Genomic DNA, 17,967 nt, shown 5'->3' on the forward strand with positions numbered 1-17,967 from the left:
GCGCGCAGACGCCGCTGGCCAGCATTTTCTCGGCCTTGCTGCTGGTGGTGCTGGTCACGGCCAGCGCCTCGCTGCTGGCGCAGATCCCGCTGGCCTCCATCGCCGCGATGTTGCTGCTGGTGGCCTGGGGTTTGTTCGATTTCGGCCGGCTGCGCCGCATCGCCAGCCTGAGCCGCACGGAATTCGCCATCGCCATCAGCACCTTTGTCGCCACGCTGGCCATCCGCCTGGAGATGGCCGTCTTGCTCGGCACCATCCTGTCACTAGTGGCCTATCTCTATCGCACCTCGCGGCCGGCGGTGCGCAGCCTGGTGCCAGACGCCGACGACCCCGACCGGCGCTTTACGCCGCTCGACGAGCTGCATCGCCCGCAAGCGGAATGCCCCCAGCTCAAGCTGCTGCGCATGGAAGGCGCGATCTACTTCGGCGCGGTCCAGTACGTGACGGACCGCTTGCACGAGGCACGCAACGCCCATCCCGGCCAGATCCATCTGCTGGCCATGACCAAGAGCATGAACTTCATCGACCTGGCCGGCGCCGAGATGTGGGAAAGCGAGCTGAGCGAGCGGCGCGCCACCGGCGGCGACCTGTATTTCCATCGTCCGCGCACGCAGGTGCTGCAGACGTGGGACCAGACCGGCTTCGCGCTGAAGCTGGGCGAGGGGCACATCTTCTCCACCAAGCGGCAGGCGCTGCACACCATCATTGCGCGCCTCGATCCCGCAGGCTGTGCGCAATGCCAGGCTCGCATCTTCGAAGAATGCGCTAGCCGCCCTGGCGGGCCGGGCTACCCGGCAAAACCGGCTTGAGCGCGATCGACGTGATCGGCGCAATCAGGAAGATCAGTGATGAGCAAGGGGAATGAAAAAGAGAAACGCCGGCGGGAAACCGGCGTCAGGCGGCGAGAAGCCGCAATGACTTGAAGCGGTAGCCCGGGATCGGACCGATGACCGGCCCGGACTGGGATCCGCTTCAGAGCGGCGCCACATGGGCGCGCTTGACTACCACTGGCTGGGCAGCGCCCTGCTCGATCAGCACCACCGCAGCACGCTCGATGGTTTCACGTCCGGCGCGGAATGCCTCTTCCAGCGACAACACCTGGTCGGCACTGAAGCCTTCCCACAGCGCTTCACGGGTCACCACGCAAGTGACTGGTTGGCCGTCGACAACGGCGTGAAATAGCAAGCCTTCATTATTGATATCGTAACGCTCTTGCTCTTGGAACTTGATATCCATCGGTACAGCCCTCCATTGCAAGTGAAGAATCATCCTAACATGGGTCGGCCCGACTCGTCCGCAAAGGCCTACGCCCCGCTCCCCCCAAGCAAGACTGCCGAAACCCCGGGCGAGTTCCCGCGGCGTGAATGCCTGAGTTCGGTGCAAGGCGAAGGGACAAGGCTGCCCGGGCATTGCACGTACGACGGCGGAATCGCACGCGGCATTTCCAGAGCACCCTCGCGCAGGAAAAATTACGCAGGGGGTTTGACAAACTCAAAAACGGTGATACAATCTTTTTCTTCGTTGGGGCGTTAGCTCAGTTGGTAGAGCAGCGGACTCTTAATCCGTAGGTCGAGTGTTCGAGTCACTCACGCCCCACCAGCGAATTCTAAAAGCCGGAAGCAGCAATGCTTCCGGCTTTTTCCATTGGTGCTCCACGTCTGTCGCCGCCCTCCCGACGCCTGCGGCGATTCATCCCTCGAAAAACACGCACAAAAAAAAGCCCGCGATCGATGGCGGGCTGGGGAAGGGTCAGGGGCGTTCAGGGAACGACCCGAGGCCTAGTGTGAATACATTACAGACATGCCGCGACCCCTCTCCGGAGGGGTCGCACGCGCGGCACATTCCATTGYTGCCTCACCCTTGCCTGGCACGCTCGAACAATTCACGCGCGAGCCCGCGATGCTGCGCAAGGACGCGCGGCAACTCCACCGTCTGCAACTCGCCATCGCGCACCACCACCTTGCCGTTGATCACGCTGGTGGCGACATTGCCCGGCGTACAGAACACCAGCGCCGCCACCGGATCGTGACCTGCACCGGCGTAGCCCACCTGCGCCATGTCGAACGACACGAAATCGGCCGACATGCCAGGCGCAAGCGCGCCGATATCATCGCGGCCCAGCACGCGCGCGCCGCCCAGCGTGGCGATCTCCAGCGCCTCGCGCGCGCTCATGGCGGCGGGCCCGTAGCCCACGCGCTGCAGCAGCATGGCCTGGCGCACCTCTCCCAGCATGTGCGCGCCATCGTTCGACGCGCTGCCATCCACGCCCAGGCCGACCGGCACGCCGGCCTCGCGCATTGCGCGCACCGGCGCAATGCCTGACGCCAGGCGCATGTTCGAGCAAGGGCAATGGGCAACGCCCGTGCCGGTGCGGGCAAACAGCGCAATGCCTTCATCATCGAGCTTGACGCAGTGGGCATGCCATACGTCGGGGCCGACCCAGCCGAGCTCTTCCGCGTACTGGGCCGGCGTGAGGCCGAACTTCTCGCGCGAGTAGGCGATGTCGTTATCGTTCTCGGCCAGGTGGGTGTGCATCGACACGCCATAGTTGCGTGCCAGCAGCGCCGACTCGCGCATCAGGTCGCGCGAGACGGAGAACGGCGAACACGGCGCCACCACCACGCGTAGCATCGCGTGGCGCGAAGCGTCGTGGTACCGCTCGATCAGCCGCTGGCTGTCCTTCAGGATGGCGTGCTCCTCCTCCACCACCGAATCGGGCGGCAGGCCGCCCTTGCTGCGGCCCACGCTCATGGATCCGCGCGCGGCATGGAAGCGCATGCCCATTGCCGCCGCGGCTTCAATGGAATCGTCCAGGCGCGAGCCATTGGGATACAGGTACAGGTGATCGCTGGTGGTGGTGCAGCCGGACAACATCAACTCGGCCATCGCGGTGCGGGTCGACACGTCGATCATTTCCGGCGTCAGGTGCGACCACAACATATAGAGGTTGGTGAGCCAGGTGAACAGCTCGGCGTCCTGCGCCGCCGGCACGGCGCGGGTCAGGCTCTGGTACATGTGGTGGTGCGTGTTGACCAGCCCGGGGATCACCACCTTGCCACGCATATCGATCACCTCGGCGCCGCCCTCGTCGATCAGCCGGCGGTATTGCGGCGGCAGCTCGGCGGTGGCGCCCACCCATTCGATCGTCGGGCCTTGCGCCACCAGCGCGCCATCCGGGATCTCGCGGCGTTGCGCATCCATGGTCACCAGGATGTCGGCATTGATAAGGATGAGGGGCATGGCAGGATCTTCAGGTTGGTGGCGAAAATACCCGGCGCGTCATGCGGCCAGGCCCACACAGTCTAAGACGCCGGCGGGCCTTGGCAAAGCATCGATTTCCACCGACGGTGTGCGCAAAAACAGCACAACCAGGCACGCTGCACCGCTAACGCACGCCGGCAAACAACGCCACCAGGCCCTCGCCAATCCGCTCGGCCATCAGTTCCGCGGCGGCGCTCAGCGGATTGCGCGCGCGCGCGACCAGCCGCAGCGTCTGGCACGGCAACTGGCCGTCGCGCAGCGGCACCCAGGCCAGCGCCCCGCGCTCCCGCTCCTCCAGCACGTCGAGCGGATTCAGGAAGGCGATGCCGGCCCCAAGCATGACCAGGCGGCGCATCAGCGCGGTCGAAGTGGTCTCGGTGACCGGCGACACCGCGACCGCGGCTCGCGCGAACGCCTCATCGAGGATGGCGCGGATCGACATCGACGGCGCCGGCAGGATCACCGGGCAGGCCAGGCACTCGCTGAGCAGGGTCGACGGCTGCGCGGCCAGCGCATGCCCGGGCGCCACCACCGCGCCGATGTGCCAGTCATTGCTGGCCAGGATGCGGAAGGCGGCGATATCGGGCAGGTCGTAGGCAAGGCCGAGATCGACGTCGCCGCGCTCGACAGCGCTGACAATGTCGGCCACGGGCAGATCCAKCAGGCGCACCAGGATGCCCRGGTACTGCTGGCGAAAGGCATGCACCAGCGACGGCATCAGCGAGCCGGCGAGGCCGGCCGTGGTCGCCACGGTGACTTCACCCTGGCGCACGCCCTTCACGGCTTCGATACGGCTGCGCAGCAGTTCGTGCTCGCGCAGCGTCTGGCGCACGTGCGCCAGCACCATTTCGCCCAGCGGGGTCAGGCGCAGGCGTTTGTTGATGCGCTCGAACAGGGGCGCGCMCAGTTCCGTCTCCAGGTCCAGGATCTGCCGGTTGATCGCGCTCGGCGCCACGTGCAGATGCAGCGCGGCCTGGCGGATCGAACCACGGCTCACCACCTCGTCGAGGTAGCACAGGACTCTGGCGTGCATGACGGGCTCCGGATTCGGGCGTATTCGGGTGTATTCGGGCGTTGGATTCAGCGCGGCAGCGACATGCCGCGCCTGGGAAGACGAGCGCATTGTAGCCGCTGGCAAGGCGTACGAAATCCGTATTGCGCTGACAGTCTTTTCGGGCGGCATGGAGTACGCTGGCATCGGTTGCCGGCCGATGGCGACCTGCCCACCTCGATACCCTGCCAGCGCTCGGCGCTCCGACTTCCATGGCCACGAAGACAAGCAGCAAGAAGCCCGTCGCGAAGCGCGGTGCAAAGCATAGGGGCGCCCCCCGCCCGCCCGGCCCGGCAAAACGCCAGGAAGCACTGATGCAGTGCCGGAACCTGAAGATGGCGCGCTCCGCCCACGCATACGTGCGCGGTAACACGCGCAAGTTCTACGAATGGCTGGAGGCCAAGCAACCGCACGCCCTGCCCGAGGGCCCGGCGATCTGGATCTGCGGCGACTGTCATGTGGGCAACCTTGGCCCGGTCGCCGATATCCAGGGCCGCGTCGACATCCAGATCCGCGACCTTGACCAGACCGTGATCGGCAACCCGGCGCACGACCTGATCCGCCTGGCGCTGTCGCTGGCCACCGCAGCGCGCGGCTCGGACCTGCCCGGCGTGATTACCACACGCATGCTGGAAAGCCTGATGGTGGGCTATGAAAGCGCTTTCGATAATCCCGATGCCGCGGCCGGCCTGACTTCGCGCCGGCCTGCCGCGGTKCGTACCGTGATGCGCCAGGCCCTGGGGCGCAAATGGAAGCATCTCGCCCACGAACGCCTGCGGGACACCACCCCCTCCATTCCACTCGGCAAACGGTTCTGGCGGCTCGCCGCGGACGAGCGGCGCGCAATCGGCGCCCTCTTCGAGCGGCGCGAGATCGCCCACCTTGMCACGCTGCTGACCTCCCGCGACGAAGGCGCGCGCGTGGAGGTGATGGACGCCGCCTACTGGGTCAAGGGCTGCAGCTCGCTGGGACGATTGCGTTTCGCCGTATTGCTGTCCGTTGGCAGCAATGACAGCCCCAATCCCGAAATCTGCCTGATCGATATCAAAGAAGCGGTGAACGCTGCGGCGCCGGGCTACCCCAAGGTGAACATGCCACGCGGCAATGGCGAGCGGGTCGTGGAAGGCGCCCGCCATCTCTCGCCGGCACTGGGCGATCGCATTCTTTCTGCGCAGTTGCTCGACAAGGCGGTATTCATCCGCGAGTTGCTGCCGCAGGACCTGAAGCTGGAGATCGAAACGCTGCCACAGGAAGAAGCCAGCCGCGTCGCGAGGTACCTGGGTGAGGTGGTCGGCAACGCCCACGCGCGCCAGATGGACCTGGCCACCCAGCGCAGCTGGCTGGGCGAGCTGGCGCGCAATCGCTCCAGGCTGCTGGATGCGCCGTCCTGGCTATGGACCAGCGTGCTGGACCTGATCGCCAGCCATGAGGTGGGCTACCTCGAACACTGCCGAAAATTCGCGCTCGGGCCGCAGGCACATATTTAAAATCTAAAAGCAAAGCAGCTATTGCAAAGTCAAAAATCGTCCTCTATAATCTTGGACTTCGTTGGGGCGTTAGCTCAGTTGGTAGAGCAGCGGACTCTTAATCCGTAGGTCGAGTGTTCGAGTCACTCACGCCCCACCAGCGAATTCTAAAAGCCGGAAGCAGCAATGCTTCCGGCTTTTTCCATTGGCGCGCCAATCCTGCTGGATCTCTCCTCCGTGGGCGTGGCAACCACGGGCCGATCCCCTCCCACGCAGGGATGCATACGCGGGTTGATACCAATTCCGCCGGCTACGCTTTCACGGTTGAATTGCGCCTGGAGCACAATGCGGAACATGGTTCCGCATCACGGAACCCATCCGACATCTCCAGCGTCCCGCGGCAAGCAGGAACAAGGGCAGCAGCGCGACGCAGATCGCCGTGCCCCAACCCGCGCCCGCCCGGGCCGTCATTAGACCTAGAACCCTCGGGAGCCTCTCTTGAAAGCAGTATTGAATGTCGGCAGCGCAGCCTGCCTGGCCCTTCTTGGCCTGTGCCACRGCGCCTTTGCACAAACCTACCCGACCAAGCCGATCCGCCTGATCGTGCCATTMGCCGCGGGCGGCACCACGGACATCGTGGGCCGCGCGGTGGCCGACGGCATCGGCCGTGAGCTTGGCCAGGTCGTGGTGGTGGAGAACCGCGGCGGCGGCGGTGGCGTGATCGGCGCCGATGCGCTGGCCAAATCCGCGCCCGATGGCTACACGCTCGGCATTGCAACGGTCAGCACCATGGCGACCAACCCCGCCACCAACGCCCGCAACCCCTACGATCCGATCAAGGACTTCACGCCCATTACCAACCTGGTCAATGTGCCGAACGTGATGACGATCAACCCCAAGGTGCCGGCCAAGAACCTGCAGGAGTTCATCGCGCTGGTCAAGGCCAATCCCGGCAAGTACAGCTATGCGTCGGCAGGCAAAGGCAGCATCTCCCACCTCGACGGCGAACTGTTCAAGTTCCTGACCAAGACCGACATGGTCCACATCCCCTACCGTGGATCGGGCCCCGCCCTGAACGACACGCTGGCGGGCCAGGTCAGCGGCCAGTTCGACAACCTGCCCTCGTCCATGCCGCACATCCAGGCCGGCAAGCTGCGCGCCCTCGCGGTGGCGGCGCCCAAGCGCGTGGATGGCTTGCCCGATGTGCCGACCTTTGCCGAAGCCGGCATGAAGGACATGAACAACATGGCCTGGTACGGCCTGGTGGCACCCGCCGGCACGCCTGCCGCGATCATCGCCAAGGTGCATGACGCTGCCGTGAAGACCTTGCAGGACCCGAACGTGAAACGCCGCCTGGCGGAAAGCGGCGCCTACCCTGACGGCAACACGCCGCAGCAATACGCCGCGCAGATCAAGCGCGAGCTGGAAATGCGCAAGAAGATCGCGCGCGACCAGAACATTACGCTCGAGTAACCGGTAACCGGTAACCGGTAATGCCGCAACGGCCCGGCTGCCTGCAGCCGGGCTTTGCCAGGGCTCGCGCCTTCGGCAAACCCGCCCCGCCCCTTCCCATTCCGTAAGCCCCCCTCCCCGAAAACAACGCTTGCCTTGATCTGGCGCATAGCCGGCCAGGCCAATAAGCGGTTCAATACAGTGGGAAGAAAGATTAACTTCGCAGGGTCATCCCAAGTCGGTAGAGTCACCCTGGTCTGACGACCATTTTTGCGGCCATGCCCCCTGCCCGTGGCCATTGCTCTCGAACTACCCACGCTTTACTCACGAGGATGAAAATGCGCAACAAGACCGTACCCGCCCTGATCATCGCCGCCCTCACCGCCTTTGGCGGCGTGCAACTGGCGCACGCCCAGAAGAACTACACCGATGGCGGCGACCTTTACGGTGGCGCCCATACCAACAAGACGGACCCGAACAAGAGCGCCGCCAAGTCCGGCAAGTTCGATCCGTACACGGACGGCGCGAAGAAATCGACCAAGTCGAACCTGAACGCTTCCGGCACCAAGAAGAAGGCCGATCCCTATACGGACGGGGCCAAGGCTGGCAAGCCCGATCCGTACACGGACGGCGCCAAGGCCGGCAAGTTCGATCCCTATACCGACGGCGCCAAGGCCAAGCAGTAAGCCGCGACGGAAGCGGCAGGCAGCAAGCAGCCCGTCCCGCCGGATGGTGCGCCAGCGCACCATCCGGGCCGCAGGGAACAGGCAAGATCAGGCAGCGGGATCGCCACGGCAATGCCCAACGCCCGCTTGAAACGCCATCTGAGCCAGATGGCGCCGCATGTGGAAATGTGAGAATTGTCCGAGAATGGATTCGGAAGGCCGCCTACGGCATGAACCGTAGCGCAGGCTTACCCATTCGCTATCCCGGACCTMTCCCTTTCGGAGACCATCATGCTAGACCTGCTGATCCTAATGGCTTCCTCCCTGGTGCTGGCCGTGCTCATCTTCAAGGGATAAGAGATAAGGGATACCGACAAAGGAATGAAGGCGGGAAAACAACAAGGAAGGTCCATGCGCAAGCCGCTTCAGGCTGCGGCCAGGGCCGCCTTCGTGCCGCCCATCGTGCCTTCCTCGCGCAAGCGCACGTGCCAGGCCAGCGCCTCCTCGATGAGGTGCGGCGTATGCCCGCCGCGGCGCGTGGCGCGCGTCACGTAATCACGCAGCAACTCCCGATACAACGGATCCGCGCAGTTGGCGATGATCTGCTGCGCGCGCTCGCGCGGCGCCAGGCCGCGCAGATCGGCCAGGCCATGCTCGGTCACGATGATGTCGACATCATGCTCGGTGTGATCCACGTGGGACACCATCGGCACGATGCTGGAGATGGCGCCGGCCTTTGCCATCGACTTGGTGACGAACACCGACAAATGCGCATTGCGCGCGAAGTCTCCCGACCCGCCGATGCCGTTCATCATGTGCGTGCCGCCCACATGCGTGGAGTTCACGTTGCCGTAGATATCGCACTCCAGCGCCGTGTTGATGGTGATCAGGCCGAGCCTGCGCAGCAGCTCCGGATGGTTGCTGATCTCCTGCGGGCGCAGGATCACGCGCGCCTTGTATCGCTCCAGGTCTGCCAGGAAGCGCGCGTAGACGGCGCTGGTCAACGTCACTGATGACGCAGAGGCAAAGCGCAGCCGCCCGGCGTCCAGCAACTCGATCGTGCTGTCCTGCAGCACCTCCGAATACATCGTGAGATCGCGGAACGGGGAATCGATCAGGCCATGCAGCACGGCGTTGGCGATCGTGCCGATGCCGGCCTGCAGCGGCTGCAGCGAAGGCGCCAGCCGGCCTGAGCGTACTTCATGCAACAGGAAATCGTTCAGGTGCCCGGCGATCTGGCGCGTTTCCTGGTCGGGCGGCAGCGCATTGGACGGGCTATCGTCCTTTTGCGTGATCACGATGGCGGCGATCTTCGCGGGGTCCACCGGAATGAAGGGCAAGCCGATGCGCTGGTCCACCGAGACCAGCGGAATGGGCTGGCGATGTGGCCGCGCCGTTGGCAGGTAGATGTCGTGCAGGCCTTCCAGGCCGGCCGGCATACCGAGGTTGATTTCGACGATCACCTTCTGCGCCAGCATCGCGAAGCTCGCGGAGTTGCCGACCGAAGTCGACGGCACGATGCCGCCGGATTCGGTGATCGCAACCGCTTCCACCACCGCCACGTCTACCGGCGCGATCTGGCGCCCGCGCAGCTGCTCCACGGTTTCGGACAGGTGCTGGTCGATGAACATCACCTCGCCCGCGTTGATCTTGCGCCGCAAGGTGGCATCCACCTGGAACGGCAGGCGCCGCGCCAGCACGTTGGCCTCGGCCAGCATCTTGTCGGTATCGTTGCCCAGCGAGGCGCCGGTCATCAGCGTGATGCGCAGCGGCTCGTGCGACGCGCGCTTGGCCAGCGCTTGCGGCACCGCCTTGCAGTCGCCGGCGCGGGTGAAACCGCTCATGCCCACGGTCATGCTGTCCYGGATCATCGCCGCCGCGGCCTCGGCCGGCATGACCTTGTCGAGCAGGCTGGCCAGCCGGATACGTTCCTTGTACATCTTATGTCTCCATGATGCCCGTCCCGGCCAGTGAGGCCGCGCCGCGCGCCGCGGCAAGGCCAGACGCCCAGTTCGGCTCGCGCTTCCTACCGGCGGGTAAGGCGCAGACAGGCAGTGTAGCCACCGCAAGCACATTCCTGCGACGATATAAAATCATGAAAACCAGTCGTAAATCTCATACATCCCAATGCCCGCGCCAGCCCGGAGCGGACAAGACCAGCCCGCGCAGATTGTGCGCGGTGCCGCCCTTTATGCTCTACAGTAGTTAGCACGGTCATGCTGGAAGGACGCAGGCAACGCACGACGCGCGTCACGCAGTGCCTGTGCCTGTGCCGGCAACGGACTGCCAAAAACAGCCGTCTGGGGGAGACACCATGCTGGCGGAAAGCGAAGCGCGACAGGCCCAGTTGCTGGCCGACCTGATGCAGTTCGCCCAGGGCCGCCTGCCCGGCGACATGTTCGTCCAGGCCGAGCCATTCCTGCGGCACTACTACGACCTGGCCGACGCCGAAGACCTGCTCAAGCGGAACGTGGCCGATCTCTATGGCGCGGTCATGGCGCACTGGCAGACCGCCCAGCGCTTTGTCCCGGGCAATGCGCGGCTGCGCGYCTACAACCCCAACCTCGAGCAGCATGGCTGGCACTCCGACCACTCGGTGGTGGAGATCGTCAACGACGACATGCCGTTCCTGGTCGACTCCGTTACCATGGAGATCAACCGGCTGGGGCTGGCCCTGCATTCCGCGATCCACCCGGTCTTCCGGGTCTGGCGCAACACGGACGGCACCATCGCCAAGGTGGGCCTGGGTGGCGAGGGCGACACCACCACGAGCGAGCCCGCCGGCGGTCCCCGGCTCGAATCCTTCATCCATTTCGAAGTGGACCGCTGCGGCGACACCGCCACGCAGGAGGCCTTGCGCAACGGCATTGCCCGCGTGCTGGGCGACGTGCGCGCCGCGGTGCAAGACTGGCCGGCGATGACCGCCATCACCCGCGCCACCATCGACACGCTGGCGCAGCGCCCGGATGGCAACCAGCCGGATACACAGGAAGCCTGCGCCTTCCTGCAGTGGATGCTGGACGAGCATTTCACCTTCCTCGGCCAACGCGACTATGAACTGGTCACCCAGAACGACCGCTTCTACCTGCGCGGCGTGCCCGGCTCCGGCGCCGGCATCCTGAGCGAAAGCCTGCGCCCGCCCGAGGAGGACACACTGACCGAGCTGCCCGCGGCGGCCACCTCGGTCATCGAAGACAAGTCACCGATCTTCGTGACCAAAGCCAATTCGCGCTCCACCGTGCACCGGCCCGGCTACCTGGACTACATCGGTATCAAGCTGACGGACGCCAACGGCAAGCTCTTTGGCGAGCGGCGCTTCGTAGGCCTGTACACCTCCACGACCTACATGATGTCGTGCGAGGACATCCCGCTTTTGCGGCGCAAGTTCGCCAACATCCTGGCGCGCGCGGGCTTCCTGACCAAGGGTCATCTCTACAAATCGCTGGTGACCATCATCGAGCAATACCCGCGCGACGAACTGTTCCAGGCCGAGGAAGACGAACTGTTCCACATCACGCTGGGCATCTTGCGCCTGCAGGAGCATCAGCGCATCCGCCTGTTCGTGCGGCGCGACCGCTTCGACCGCTTCGTCTCCTGCCTGGTGTTCGTGCCGCGCGACAAGTACAACACGGATCTGCGCCAGCGCATCCAGAAGCTGCTGATGACCGCCTTTTGCGGCAACAGCTGCGAGTTCACGCCGCAACTCTCCGAGTCGCCGCTCGCGCGCATCCAGCTGATCGTGCGCGGCGAGCCTGGCACCATGCCCGAGATCAACCCGGACGAGCTGGAAGAGCGCATCGTACAAGCCGCCCGCCGCTGGCAGGACGACCTTGCCGCCGCCCTGCTCGACAGCACCGGCGAGGAGCAAGGCAACCGCCTGCTGCGCCGCTACGGCGACTCCTTCCCGGCAGGCTACCGCGAGGACTACCCGGCCCGCATCGCCGTGCGGGACATCGAGCTGATGGAGGCGGCACAGGCCACCGGCGGCATCGCCATGAACCTGTACCGGCCCATCGAAGCCGCGCCCGGCGCATTCCGCTTCAAGGTCTACCGCGCGCGCGCGCCGATCGCGCTGTCGCTCAGCCTGCCGATGCTGGAGCACCTTGGCGTGCGCGTGGACGAAGAGCGTCCCTACCTGATCGAGCCCAATGGCGCGGCGCCGGTGTGGGTCCATGATTTCGGACTGGAAATGGCCGATGGGGTCGCGGCCGGCATCGACCTTGGCGCCGATATCGCGCGCATCAAGGCGCTGTTCGAGGACGCCTTCGCGCGCGCCTGGAACGGCGAGATCGAGAACGACGACTTCAACCGCCTGGTGCTGCGTGCCGAGCTCGCCGCGCGCGACGTGACCATCCTGCGCGCCTATGCCCGCTACCTCCGCCAGGTCGGGTCGACCTTCAGCGATGCGTATATCGAGCGTGCGCTGACCGGCAACCCGGCTATCGCCTCGCGCTTCGTGGAACTGTTCGTCGCACGCTTCGACCCCGCCACGCAAGCCGCCCGCGCCGCGCGCTGCGAGCGCCTGCAGCAAGCCATCGGCACAGAACTGGACCAGGTGCCCAACCTCGACGAAGACCGCATCCTGCGCCTGTTCCTGGGCGTGATCAACGCCACGGTGCGCACCAACTATTTCCGCCACGACCCCGACGGCGGGCCGCGCCCTTACCTGTCGTTCAAGTTCAACCCCGCGCTGGTGCCCGGCCTGCCCGAGCCGCGCCCGATGTTCGAGATCTGGGTCTACTCCCCGCGCGTCGAAGGCGTGCACCTGCGCGGCGGCCCGGTGGCGCGCGGCGGCCTGCGCTGGTCCGACCGGCGCGAGGATTTCCGCACCGAGGTGCTGGGGCTGATGAAGGCCCAGATGGTGAAGAACACGGTGATCGTGCCGGTGGGCAGCAAGGGCGGGTTCGTGGTCAAGCGCCCGCCGCCAGCGAACGACCGCGACGCCTTCCTGCAAGAAGGCATTGCCTGCTACCAGACCTTCCTGCGCGGCCTGCTCGACGTTACCGACAACCGCGTCGCCGGCACCTTGGTGCCGCCGCCGGAAGTGGTGCGTGAAGATGGCGATGACCCCTATCTGGTGGTCGCCGCCGACAAGGGCACGGCCAGCTTCTCCGACTACGCCAACGCAATCTCCGCGGAGTACGGCTTCTGGCTCAGCGACGCGTTTGCCTCGGGCGGCTCGGTCGGCTATGACCACAAGAAGATGGCCATCACGGCGCGCGGCGCCTGGGAATCGGTCAAGCGCCATTTCCGCGAGATGGGCGTCGACATCCAGTCCACGGACTTCACCGTCGCCGGCATCGGCGACATGTCGGGCGACGTGTTCGGCAACGGCATGCTGCTGTCGCCCCATATCAAGCTGGTGGCCGCGTTCGACCATCGCCATATCTTCCTCGACCCCAACCCTGACCCCGCCGCCAGCTTGCGCGAGCGCCAGCGCATGTTCGAGTTGCCGCGCTCGAGCTGGGCGGACTACGACATGAGCCTGGTCTCCGCCGGCGGCGGGCTGTTTCCGCGCACCGCCAAGACCATCGCGATCACGCCGGAGGTGCAGGCGAGGCTTGGCATCAGCGCAACCGTGCTCTCGCCCGCCGAACTGGTCCACGCGATCCTGTTGGCGCAGGTCGACCTGCTCTATAACGGCGGCATCGGCACCTATGTCAAATCCAGCCGCGAGAGCCATCTGCAAGTGGGCGATCGCGCCAACGACGCGGTGCGCGTCAACGGCGCCGAGCTGCGCTGCAAGGTGGTGGGCGAAGGCGGCAACCTTGGCTTCACGCAGCTTGGCCGCATCGAGTTCGCGCTCAATGGCGGGCGCATCAACACCGATGCGATCGACAACTCTGCCGGCGTCGATTGCTCCGACCATGAGGTCAATATCAAGATCCTCCTGGGGCTGGTGGTGGCGGACGGCGAGATGACCGAGAAGCAACGCAACAAGCTGCTCGCGGAAATGACTGAGGAAGTCGGCTTGCTGGTGCTCGAGGACAACTACTACCAAAGCCAGGCACTGTCGGTTGCCGGGCGCACCGCTGCGGCGCTGCTCGACGCGGAGGGCCGGCTGATCCGGTGGCTGGAGCGCGCAGGCCGCCTCAAGCGCGCGCTGGAATTCCTCCCGACCGAGGACGAACTGGGTGAGCGCAAGGCCGCCGGACTGGGCCTCACCTCGCCCGAGCGCGCGGTGCTGCTGGCCTACAGCAAGATGTGGCTGTACGACGAGCTGCTCACGTCCGCGCTGCCAGAGGACCCGCTGGTGGCCGGMCTCCTGCCCGCCTATTTCCCGCAGCCGCTGCGCGAGCGGCACGCCGACACCATGCTGCGCCATCCCTTGCGCCGGGAGATCCTGGCCACGCACCTCACCAACACGCTGGTCAACCGCATCGGCGCGACCTTTGTCCACCGCATGCAGGAAGAAACCGACGCGCGGCCCGCGGACATCGTACGCGCCTGCCTGATTGCGCGCGACGTGTTCGGCCTGGACCCGCTCTGGCTGCGCATCGACGCGCTGGACAACCAGGTCGGCGATGACGTGCAGGCGCGCATGTTCGCCGCCGTGGGACGGCTGCTGGAACACGCCAGCCTGTGGTTCCTGCGGCATCCGCACGCGGGCGGCCCCGCCGATGGCGACAGCGCGCGCTACGCCGAAGCCGCGGCCTGGCTCACACCCCAGCTACCCGCACTGCTGGCCGGGCCGGAGGCCGCCGCGCTGGCGCAATGGCGGCAGGACCTGAGCCAGTCCGGCGTGGATGATGAACTGGCCCTGCGCGTAGCCGCGGGAGAGATCTCCGCGGCGGCACTGGATATCGCCGAGGTGGCGGCGGCCACGCAGCGCAGCCTGGCGCTGGTAGCGGGCGTCTATTTCGCGCTCGATACGGAGTTCAGTTTTGGCTGGCTGCGCGAACGCGCCCTGGCTTTGCCAGCCGACAGCCATTGGGACCTGCTGGCACGCACCACGACGCTCGAAGACCTCGGCCGCCTCAAGCGCGCGCTCACGGTCAGCGTGCTGGCGCAGCCACAGGCACTGGATACGCCAGCACAGCTGATCGAGGCATGGCGCGGCGGGCGCCAGGCGCAGATCGAGCGTTTCTCGCGCATGCTGGCGGATCAGCGCGCATCGGGCGCGGCCGGCTTGTCGATGCTGTCGGTGGCGGTACGGGAAATCGGCTTGCTGGAACGCAGCCAGCAAGCCGGGTAGACGCGGGCGCGACCGATTGGCGACAATGGGGGCCTTAGCCAGCGCGCTTGCACCGGATCTCCGATGAACAAACCCGTCAAAGCCGCGATTGCCGCGGCGATCGTCGTCGCTGCCACCAGCTACGCCAGCCCCTACTGGGCGCTCTACCAGATGCGCTCTGCCATCGAAACGCGCGATGCCGACAAGTTCTCCCGCTATGTCGACTATCCGGCCCTGCGCGAGAGCCTGAAGGCGCAGCTGACGTTGTCCCTGCAGCAAAAGCTCGGCACGTCCGCCTTGCAGAACATGCCCTTTGCCGGCATCGGGCAGGCCATCGGCCAGGCGGTCATCAACACCATGATCGACGCCATGGTGTCGCCCGCCGGCGTCATGGCGCTCATGGCCGGCGAGAAGCCCGCCACGGCGCCGCAGCCAGCCCCCCCCGCGCGCCCTGCCCCCGCACCTGCGGAAAACAAGGGCGAACCAGCGGGGTCCGCCAAGGAGGAAGCCGCCAAGGACGCGCTCAAGTACAGTTTGTCCTATCGGGCGCTGAACACCGTGGAAGCCTCGGCCACCAAGGACAATGGCGACCGCATTCTCATTGGCCTGACGCGCCAAGGCATATGGACGTGGAAATGGAGCAGCGTCGTGCTGCCGGAGCTTTCCAAGCCATAGGCCATATTTGGCCTAAGGCCCCTTTTGGACCTTAGGCTTTGAGCCGGGACTCACCGGCCCCATTTCGCCTCGAGCAGCACCGCCGCCTTGATGGCGTCGATGGTCTCCTCTTCGGTCTTGAAATCGCCCAGCAGCCGCTTGGACTTGCCGCTGAGCACTGCCGCCTGGAGCGCCTTGCCGGATGCCTCCGACGTACCCGGACTCCAGCAATAGCGCGCCGTCCATGAGCCATCCTGCAAACGCTCGGCCACCCAGATGACGCGGAAATCCTCGAACACTACCCCGAAAGGCTCGTCTTCGTTCATTGCAACCTCCACAACACGCGATCGCTCCCCTCGAACACCACGGCCGTGCGCGCGTGCCGTGTCAGCATCATCGCCCGGCCGGGATCGGCATCTGGCCGGGTGATACGTCGCCGTCGGGGCGGCGATCTGGTTGATCAGGGCTAGCGGCCATGCTCTGCCATCACCCTGTTTTCGCGAGATGCTAGCACGCGGCCTCGCCGCTGTGTCCTCCATGGCGCACGCAGCGCGCCAGGCGCACGGCCACTMAGATCGTGGCCTCTAGTCGGTGGGGATCTCGTGGCTGCCGTGTGCCAGAAGACTCCCAGGGCTGCCGCCGAGCATGCGTGGCCTGCGCGGCTGCAACTCCAGGCCCAGGCGGATGAGCAGCTCGAACGCATCCGCCAGCAGATGCTGCTGGCGCGGCAACAAGCTGGCATAGGGCATGTCGTAGATGGACTGGTGCGAGCCACGCGCRCCTTTGAGGCCACGATCGCGGGCCATGTCGGACAATAGCGCGGCAAAGCCGTTCAGGTCCTCGGCGGCCAGAGCGGTGTTGAGCACCGCGGCCAGCACATGRGGCGGTGACGAACCCCACCCCATGGCATCGGCATTTGCGGCGGATTCTTCGGAAGCATCGAATGAGTTCATACCCGGATTAACGACAGCGATCCCGCGCCATGTAGGCTGGCCGACGAAACTTCTGCCCGAGCCAATGCATGGCCAGGAAGGCCAGGCAGGCCACCAGGATCAATCAGTCAGCTTGCGGCATAGGCAACATGGTCCACCGTCGCATCGATCAGCCGGCAAGCGCGTGCCTGCGCCCGGTCAGCGACTTCCATGAGTTCGCCCTGCTCATGCCCCACCCACGACTGCAGCGGTGACGGATTGCGCACCGCGCCTTTGGCCTCCTGGACGATCGAAGCACTCACCAGGCATCCGCGCTCATGTTGCTGTACCGAGATCAATATCACGTAGCCCCGGTAATGCTGTGTTCTGGATTCATTCATTGCGTCTCCCTTTGCCGGCCATCGTAGCATGCCGCAGCGCAACGTCCGGCCAGCCGGGGCCAGGGGCTGCCGGGCCTAGGTCCGGTCCTGCGGGCGATCCTGTGGGCGGCGCCCCATGCGCCAGACATTGGGCGGCTCGCCGTGGGCGGCATTCTGGAACATCCAGGCGCCGCAGGCCGTGCAGCGCCAAGGCCGGTCCACCCAGCGCGAGTTGATGTCCATGCCGAGTGCGCCCGCACCCGATGCGGCCAGGTTCTCATGCGGCTCCACCGTGGTCGGCGCACCAACGAGAAGATGGCAGAGATCGCAAGCGTGCATGCCTTACTCCAACGAAACGCTCACTCCAGCGAGGGCGGAGTGGCAAAGGGATCGGCGCTCTGCTGGCCCGGCACCTCGGCCAGGTCGAACTCGTCACGCGCCTTGTCCACCACGGCCCGGATACTCCTCTCATAACCCGCGGCATTGCCGAAGGCCTTCATATCCCAGTTGCGCCCGCGCGCATCGCGCGCATGCGCTTGCGGTGCCGGCACCCGGATCTTCGCGCCGTCCTCCACAATGTCATCAATGCGCTGGATGCGCCGGCTCACCTCGTCCTGCAAGGCCCTGGCAGCACGTTCGCGTTTAGCCATCCCCTACTCCTATCCTATGCGTTGCACGCGGTAAACGGCATCCGGCCAAACCAGTGCCCCGGAACCCTGCGCACAGCAAACGTCTGCCTGAAAGGACATGCACACCGCACGGTCGATGGCTTGATTGTAGAGTCCGCCGCCCCTTCGCGACAAACCTGATTGACCTGATTGATCGGCAAAGGGCTTCGCTAGCCCACCACGTCATTGGTCACCGCGACCGCAACGGGCGGGTATGGCTTGGACGCCGCTAACACCGCTACGCTAGCACAGGCCATGGATGGCCTAGCCGGACGCCGATAGCAC

Annotated in this window: 15 protein-coding genes and 2 tRNA genes; 8 read left to right on the forward strand and 9 right to left on the reverse strand. The window is 65.7% G+C overall.

Annotation, left to right across the window (positions count from 1 at the left end; all coding sequences use genetic code 11):
* On the forward strand, positions 1 to 809 hold an 809-nt coding region (locus tag AC1DS3_RS21060), incomplete at its 5' end, for a SulP family inorganic anion transporter (protein WP_477127876.1).
* 163 nt (positions 810 to 972) lie between these two features.
* On the opposite strand, the gene AC1DS3_RS21065 is transcribed toward AC1DS3_RS21060, so the two are convergent.
* The gene (locus AC1DS3_RS21065) at positions 973 to 1,236 is read right to left on the reverse strand and encodes a DUF1488 family protein (RefSeq protein WP_006159541.1); all 264 of its coding nucleotides are present in this window, start codon (positions 1,234 to 1,236) and stop codon (positions 973 to 975) included.
* Between the two features lie 287 nt (positions 1,237 to 1,523).
* On the opposite strand from AC1DS3_RS21065, the gene AC1DS3_RS21070 reads away from it, so the two are divergent.
* A tRNA-Lys gene (locus AC1DS3_RS21070) sits at positions 1,524 to 1,599 on the forward strand.
* Between the two features lie 255 nt (positions 1,600 to 1,854).
* On the opposite strand, the gene AC1DS3_RS21075 is transcribed toward AC1DS3_RS21070, so the two are convergent.
* Together AC1DS3_RS21075 and AC1DS3_RS21080 are read right to left on the reverse strand one after the other, a co-directional pair.
* The gene (locus AC1DS3_RS21075; RefSeq protein WP_477109087.1) at positions 1,855 to 3,240 is read right to left on the reverse strand and encodes an 8-oxoguanine deaminase; all 1,386 of its coding nucleotides are present in this window, start codon (positions 3,238 to 3,240) and stop codon (positions 1,855 to 1,857) included.
* Positions 3,241 to 3,385: 145 nt separating this feature from the next.
* The gene (locus tag AC1DS3_RS21080; protein ID WP_477127877.1) at positions 3,386 to 4,294 is read right to left on the reverse strand and encodes a LysR substrate-binding domain-containing protein; all 909 of its coding nucleotides are present in this window, start codon (positions 4,292 to 4,294) and stop codon (positions 3,386 to 3,388) included.
* Between the two features lie 230 nt (positions 4,295 to 4,524).
* On the opposite strand from AC1DS3_RS21080, the gene AC1DS3_RS21085 reads away from it, so the two are divergent.
* The 4 genes from AC1DS3_RS21085 to AC1DS3_RS21100 all read left to right on the forward strand — a co-directional run bounded on the left by AC1DS3_RS21085 (position 4,525) and on the right by AC1DS3_RS21100 (position 7,916).
* Positions 4,525 to 5,799: a DUF2252 family protein gene (locus tag AC1DS3_RS21085; RefSeq protein ID WP_477127878.1), complete on the forward strand. Its 1,275-nt coding sequence runs from the start codon at positions 4,525 to 4,527 to the stop codon at positions 5,797 to 5,799.
* Positions 5,800 to 5,862: 63 nt separating this feature from the next.
* Positions 5,863 to 5,938 (forward strand) — tRNA-Lys (locus tag AC1DS3_RS21090).
* 338 nt (positions 5,939 to 6,276) lie between these two features.
* Entirely contained in the window at positions 6,277 to 7,251 is a 975-nt protein-coding gene (locus tag AC1DS3_RS21095; protein ID WP_477127879.1) for a Bug family tripartite tricarboxylate transporter substrate binding protein, read from the forward strand.
* Positions 7,252 to 7,568: 317 nt separating this feature from the next.
* Positions 7,569 to 7,916, forward strand: coding sequence for a hypothetical protein (locus AC1DS3_RS21100; protein ID WP_174422737.1), 348 nt, complete (start codon positions 7,569 to 7,571; stop codon positions 7,914 to 7,916).
* 404 nt (positions 7,917 to 8,320) lie between these two features.
* Here the strand turns inward: AC1DS3_RS21100 and AC1DS3_RS21105 are convergent, their stop codons facing one another.
* Complete coding sequence (locus AC1DS3_RS21105) at positions 8,321 to 9,835, reverse strand: acetyl-CoA hydrolase/transferase family protein (RefSeq protein WP_477127880.1); 1,515 nt, start codon at positions 9,833 to 9,835, stop codon at positions 8,321 to 8,323.
* Between the two features lie 374 nt (positions 9,836 to 10,209).
* Between AC1DS3_RS21105 and AC1DS3_RS21110 the strand changes: the two genes are divergently transcribed.
* Positions 10,210 to 15,090: an NAD-glutamate dehydrogenase gene (locus AC1DS3_RS21110; protein WP_477127881.1), complete on the forward strand. Its 4,881-nt coding sequence runs from the start codon at positions 10,210 to 10,212 to the stop codon at positions 15,088 to 15,090.
* 63 nt (positions 15,091 to 15,153) lie between these two features.
* The gene (locus AC1DS3_RS21115; RefSeq protein ID WP_441630571.1) at positions 15,154 to 15,744 is read left to right on the forward strand and encodes a DUF2939 domain-containing protein; all 591 of its coding nucleotides are present in this window, start codon (positions 15,154 to 15,156) and stop codon (positions 15,742 to 15,744) included.
* 50 nt (positions 15,745 to 15,794) lie between these two features.
* On the opposite strand, the gene AC1DS3_RS21120 is transcribed toward AC1DS3_RS21115, so the two are convergent.
* The 5 genes from AC1DS3_RS21120 to AC1DS3_RS21140 all read right to left on the reverse strand — a co-directional run bounded on the left by AC1DS3_RS21120 (position 15,795) and on the right by AC1DS3_RS21140 (position 17,664).
* Positions 15,795 to 16,049, reverse strand: a complete 255-nt coding sequence (locus AC1DS3_RS21120; RefSeq protein WP_441630569.1) for a hypothetical protein — start codon at positions 16,047 to 16,049, stop codon at positions 15,795 to 15,797.
* Between the two features lie 258 nt (positions 16,050 to 16,307).
* The gene (locus AC1DS3_RS21125) at positions 16,308 to 16,676 is read right to left on the reverse strand and encodes a hypothetical protein (protein WP_441630567.1); all 369 of its coding nucleotides are present in this window, start codon (positions 16,674 to 16,676) and stop codon (positions 16,308 to 16,310) included.
* A 107-nt stretch (positions 16,677 to 16,783) separates the two neighbouring features.
* The gene (locus AC1DS3_RS21130) at positions 16,784 to 17,035 is read right to left on the reverse strand and encodes a hypothetical protein (protein ID WP_441630565.1); all 252 of its coding nucleotides are present in this window, start codon (positions 17,033 to 17,035) and stop codon (positions 16,784 to 16,786) included.
* A 75-nt stretch (positions 17,036 to 17,110) separates the two neighbouring features.
* A complete protein-coding gene (locus AC1DS3_RS21135) occupies positions 17,111 to 17,353 on the reverse strand; it encodes a hypothetical protein (RefSeq protein ID WP_441630564.1) in 243 nt (80 codons plus the stop codon).
* Between the two features lie 20 nt (positions 17,354 to 17,373).
* A complete protein-coding gene (locus tag AC1DS3_RS21140) occupies positions 17,374 to 17,664 on the reverse strand; it encodes a hypothetical protein (RefSeq protein WP_441630562.1) in 291 nt (96 codons plus the stop codon).
* Between the last annotated feature and the right edge of the window lie 303 nt (positions 17,665 to 17,967).

The sequence above is a fragment of the Cupriavidus sp. 01L46 genome (assembly GCF_056399905.1).

Excerpts from the sequence above, each read along its gene's own strand:
- AC1DS3_RS21065 (WP_006159541.1), bottom strand. The coding sequence starts at position 1,236 with ATGGATATCAAGTTCCAAGAGCAAGAGCGTTACGATATCAATAATGAA.
- AC1DS3_RS21140 (WP_441630562.1), bottom strand. The coding sequence starts at position 17,664 with ATGGCTAAACGCGAACGTGCTGCCAGGGCCTTGCAGGACGAGGTGAGC.
- AC1DS3_RS21135 (WP_441630564.1), bottom strand. The coding sequence starts at position 17,353 with ATGCACGCTTGCGATCTCTGCCATCTTCTCGTTGGTGCGCCGACCACG.
- AC1DS3_RS21130 (WP_441630565.1), bottom strand. The coding sequence starts at position 17,035 with ATGAATGAATCCAGAACACAGCATTACCGGGGCTACGTGATATTGATC.
- AC1DS3_RS21120 (WP_441630569.1), bottom strand. The coding sequence starts at position 16,049 with ATGAACGAAGACGAGCCTTTCGGGGTAGTGTTCGAGGATTTCCGCGTC.
- AC1DS3_RS21075 (WP_477109087.1), bottom strand. The coding sequence starts at position 3,240 with ATGCCCCTCATCCTTATCAATGCCGACATCCTGGTGACCATGGATGCG.
- AC1DS3_RS21100 (WP_174422737.1), top strand. The coding sequence starts at position 7,569 with ATGCGCAACAAGACCGTACCCGCCCTGATCATCGCCGCCCTCACCGCC.
- AC1DS3_RS21115 (WP_441630571.1), top strand. The coding sequence starts at position 15,154 with ATGAACAAACCCGTCAAAGCCGCGATTGCCGCGGCGATCGTCGTCGCT.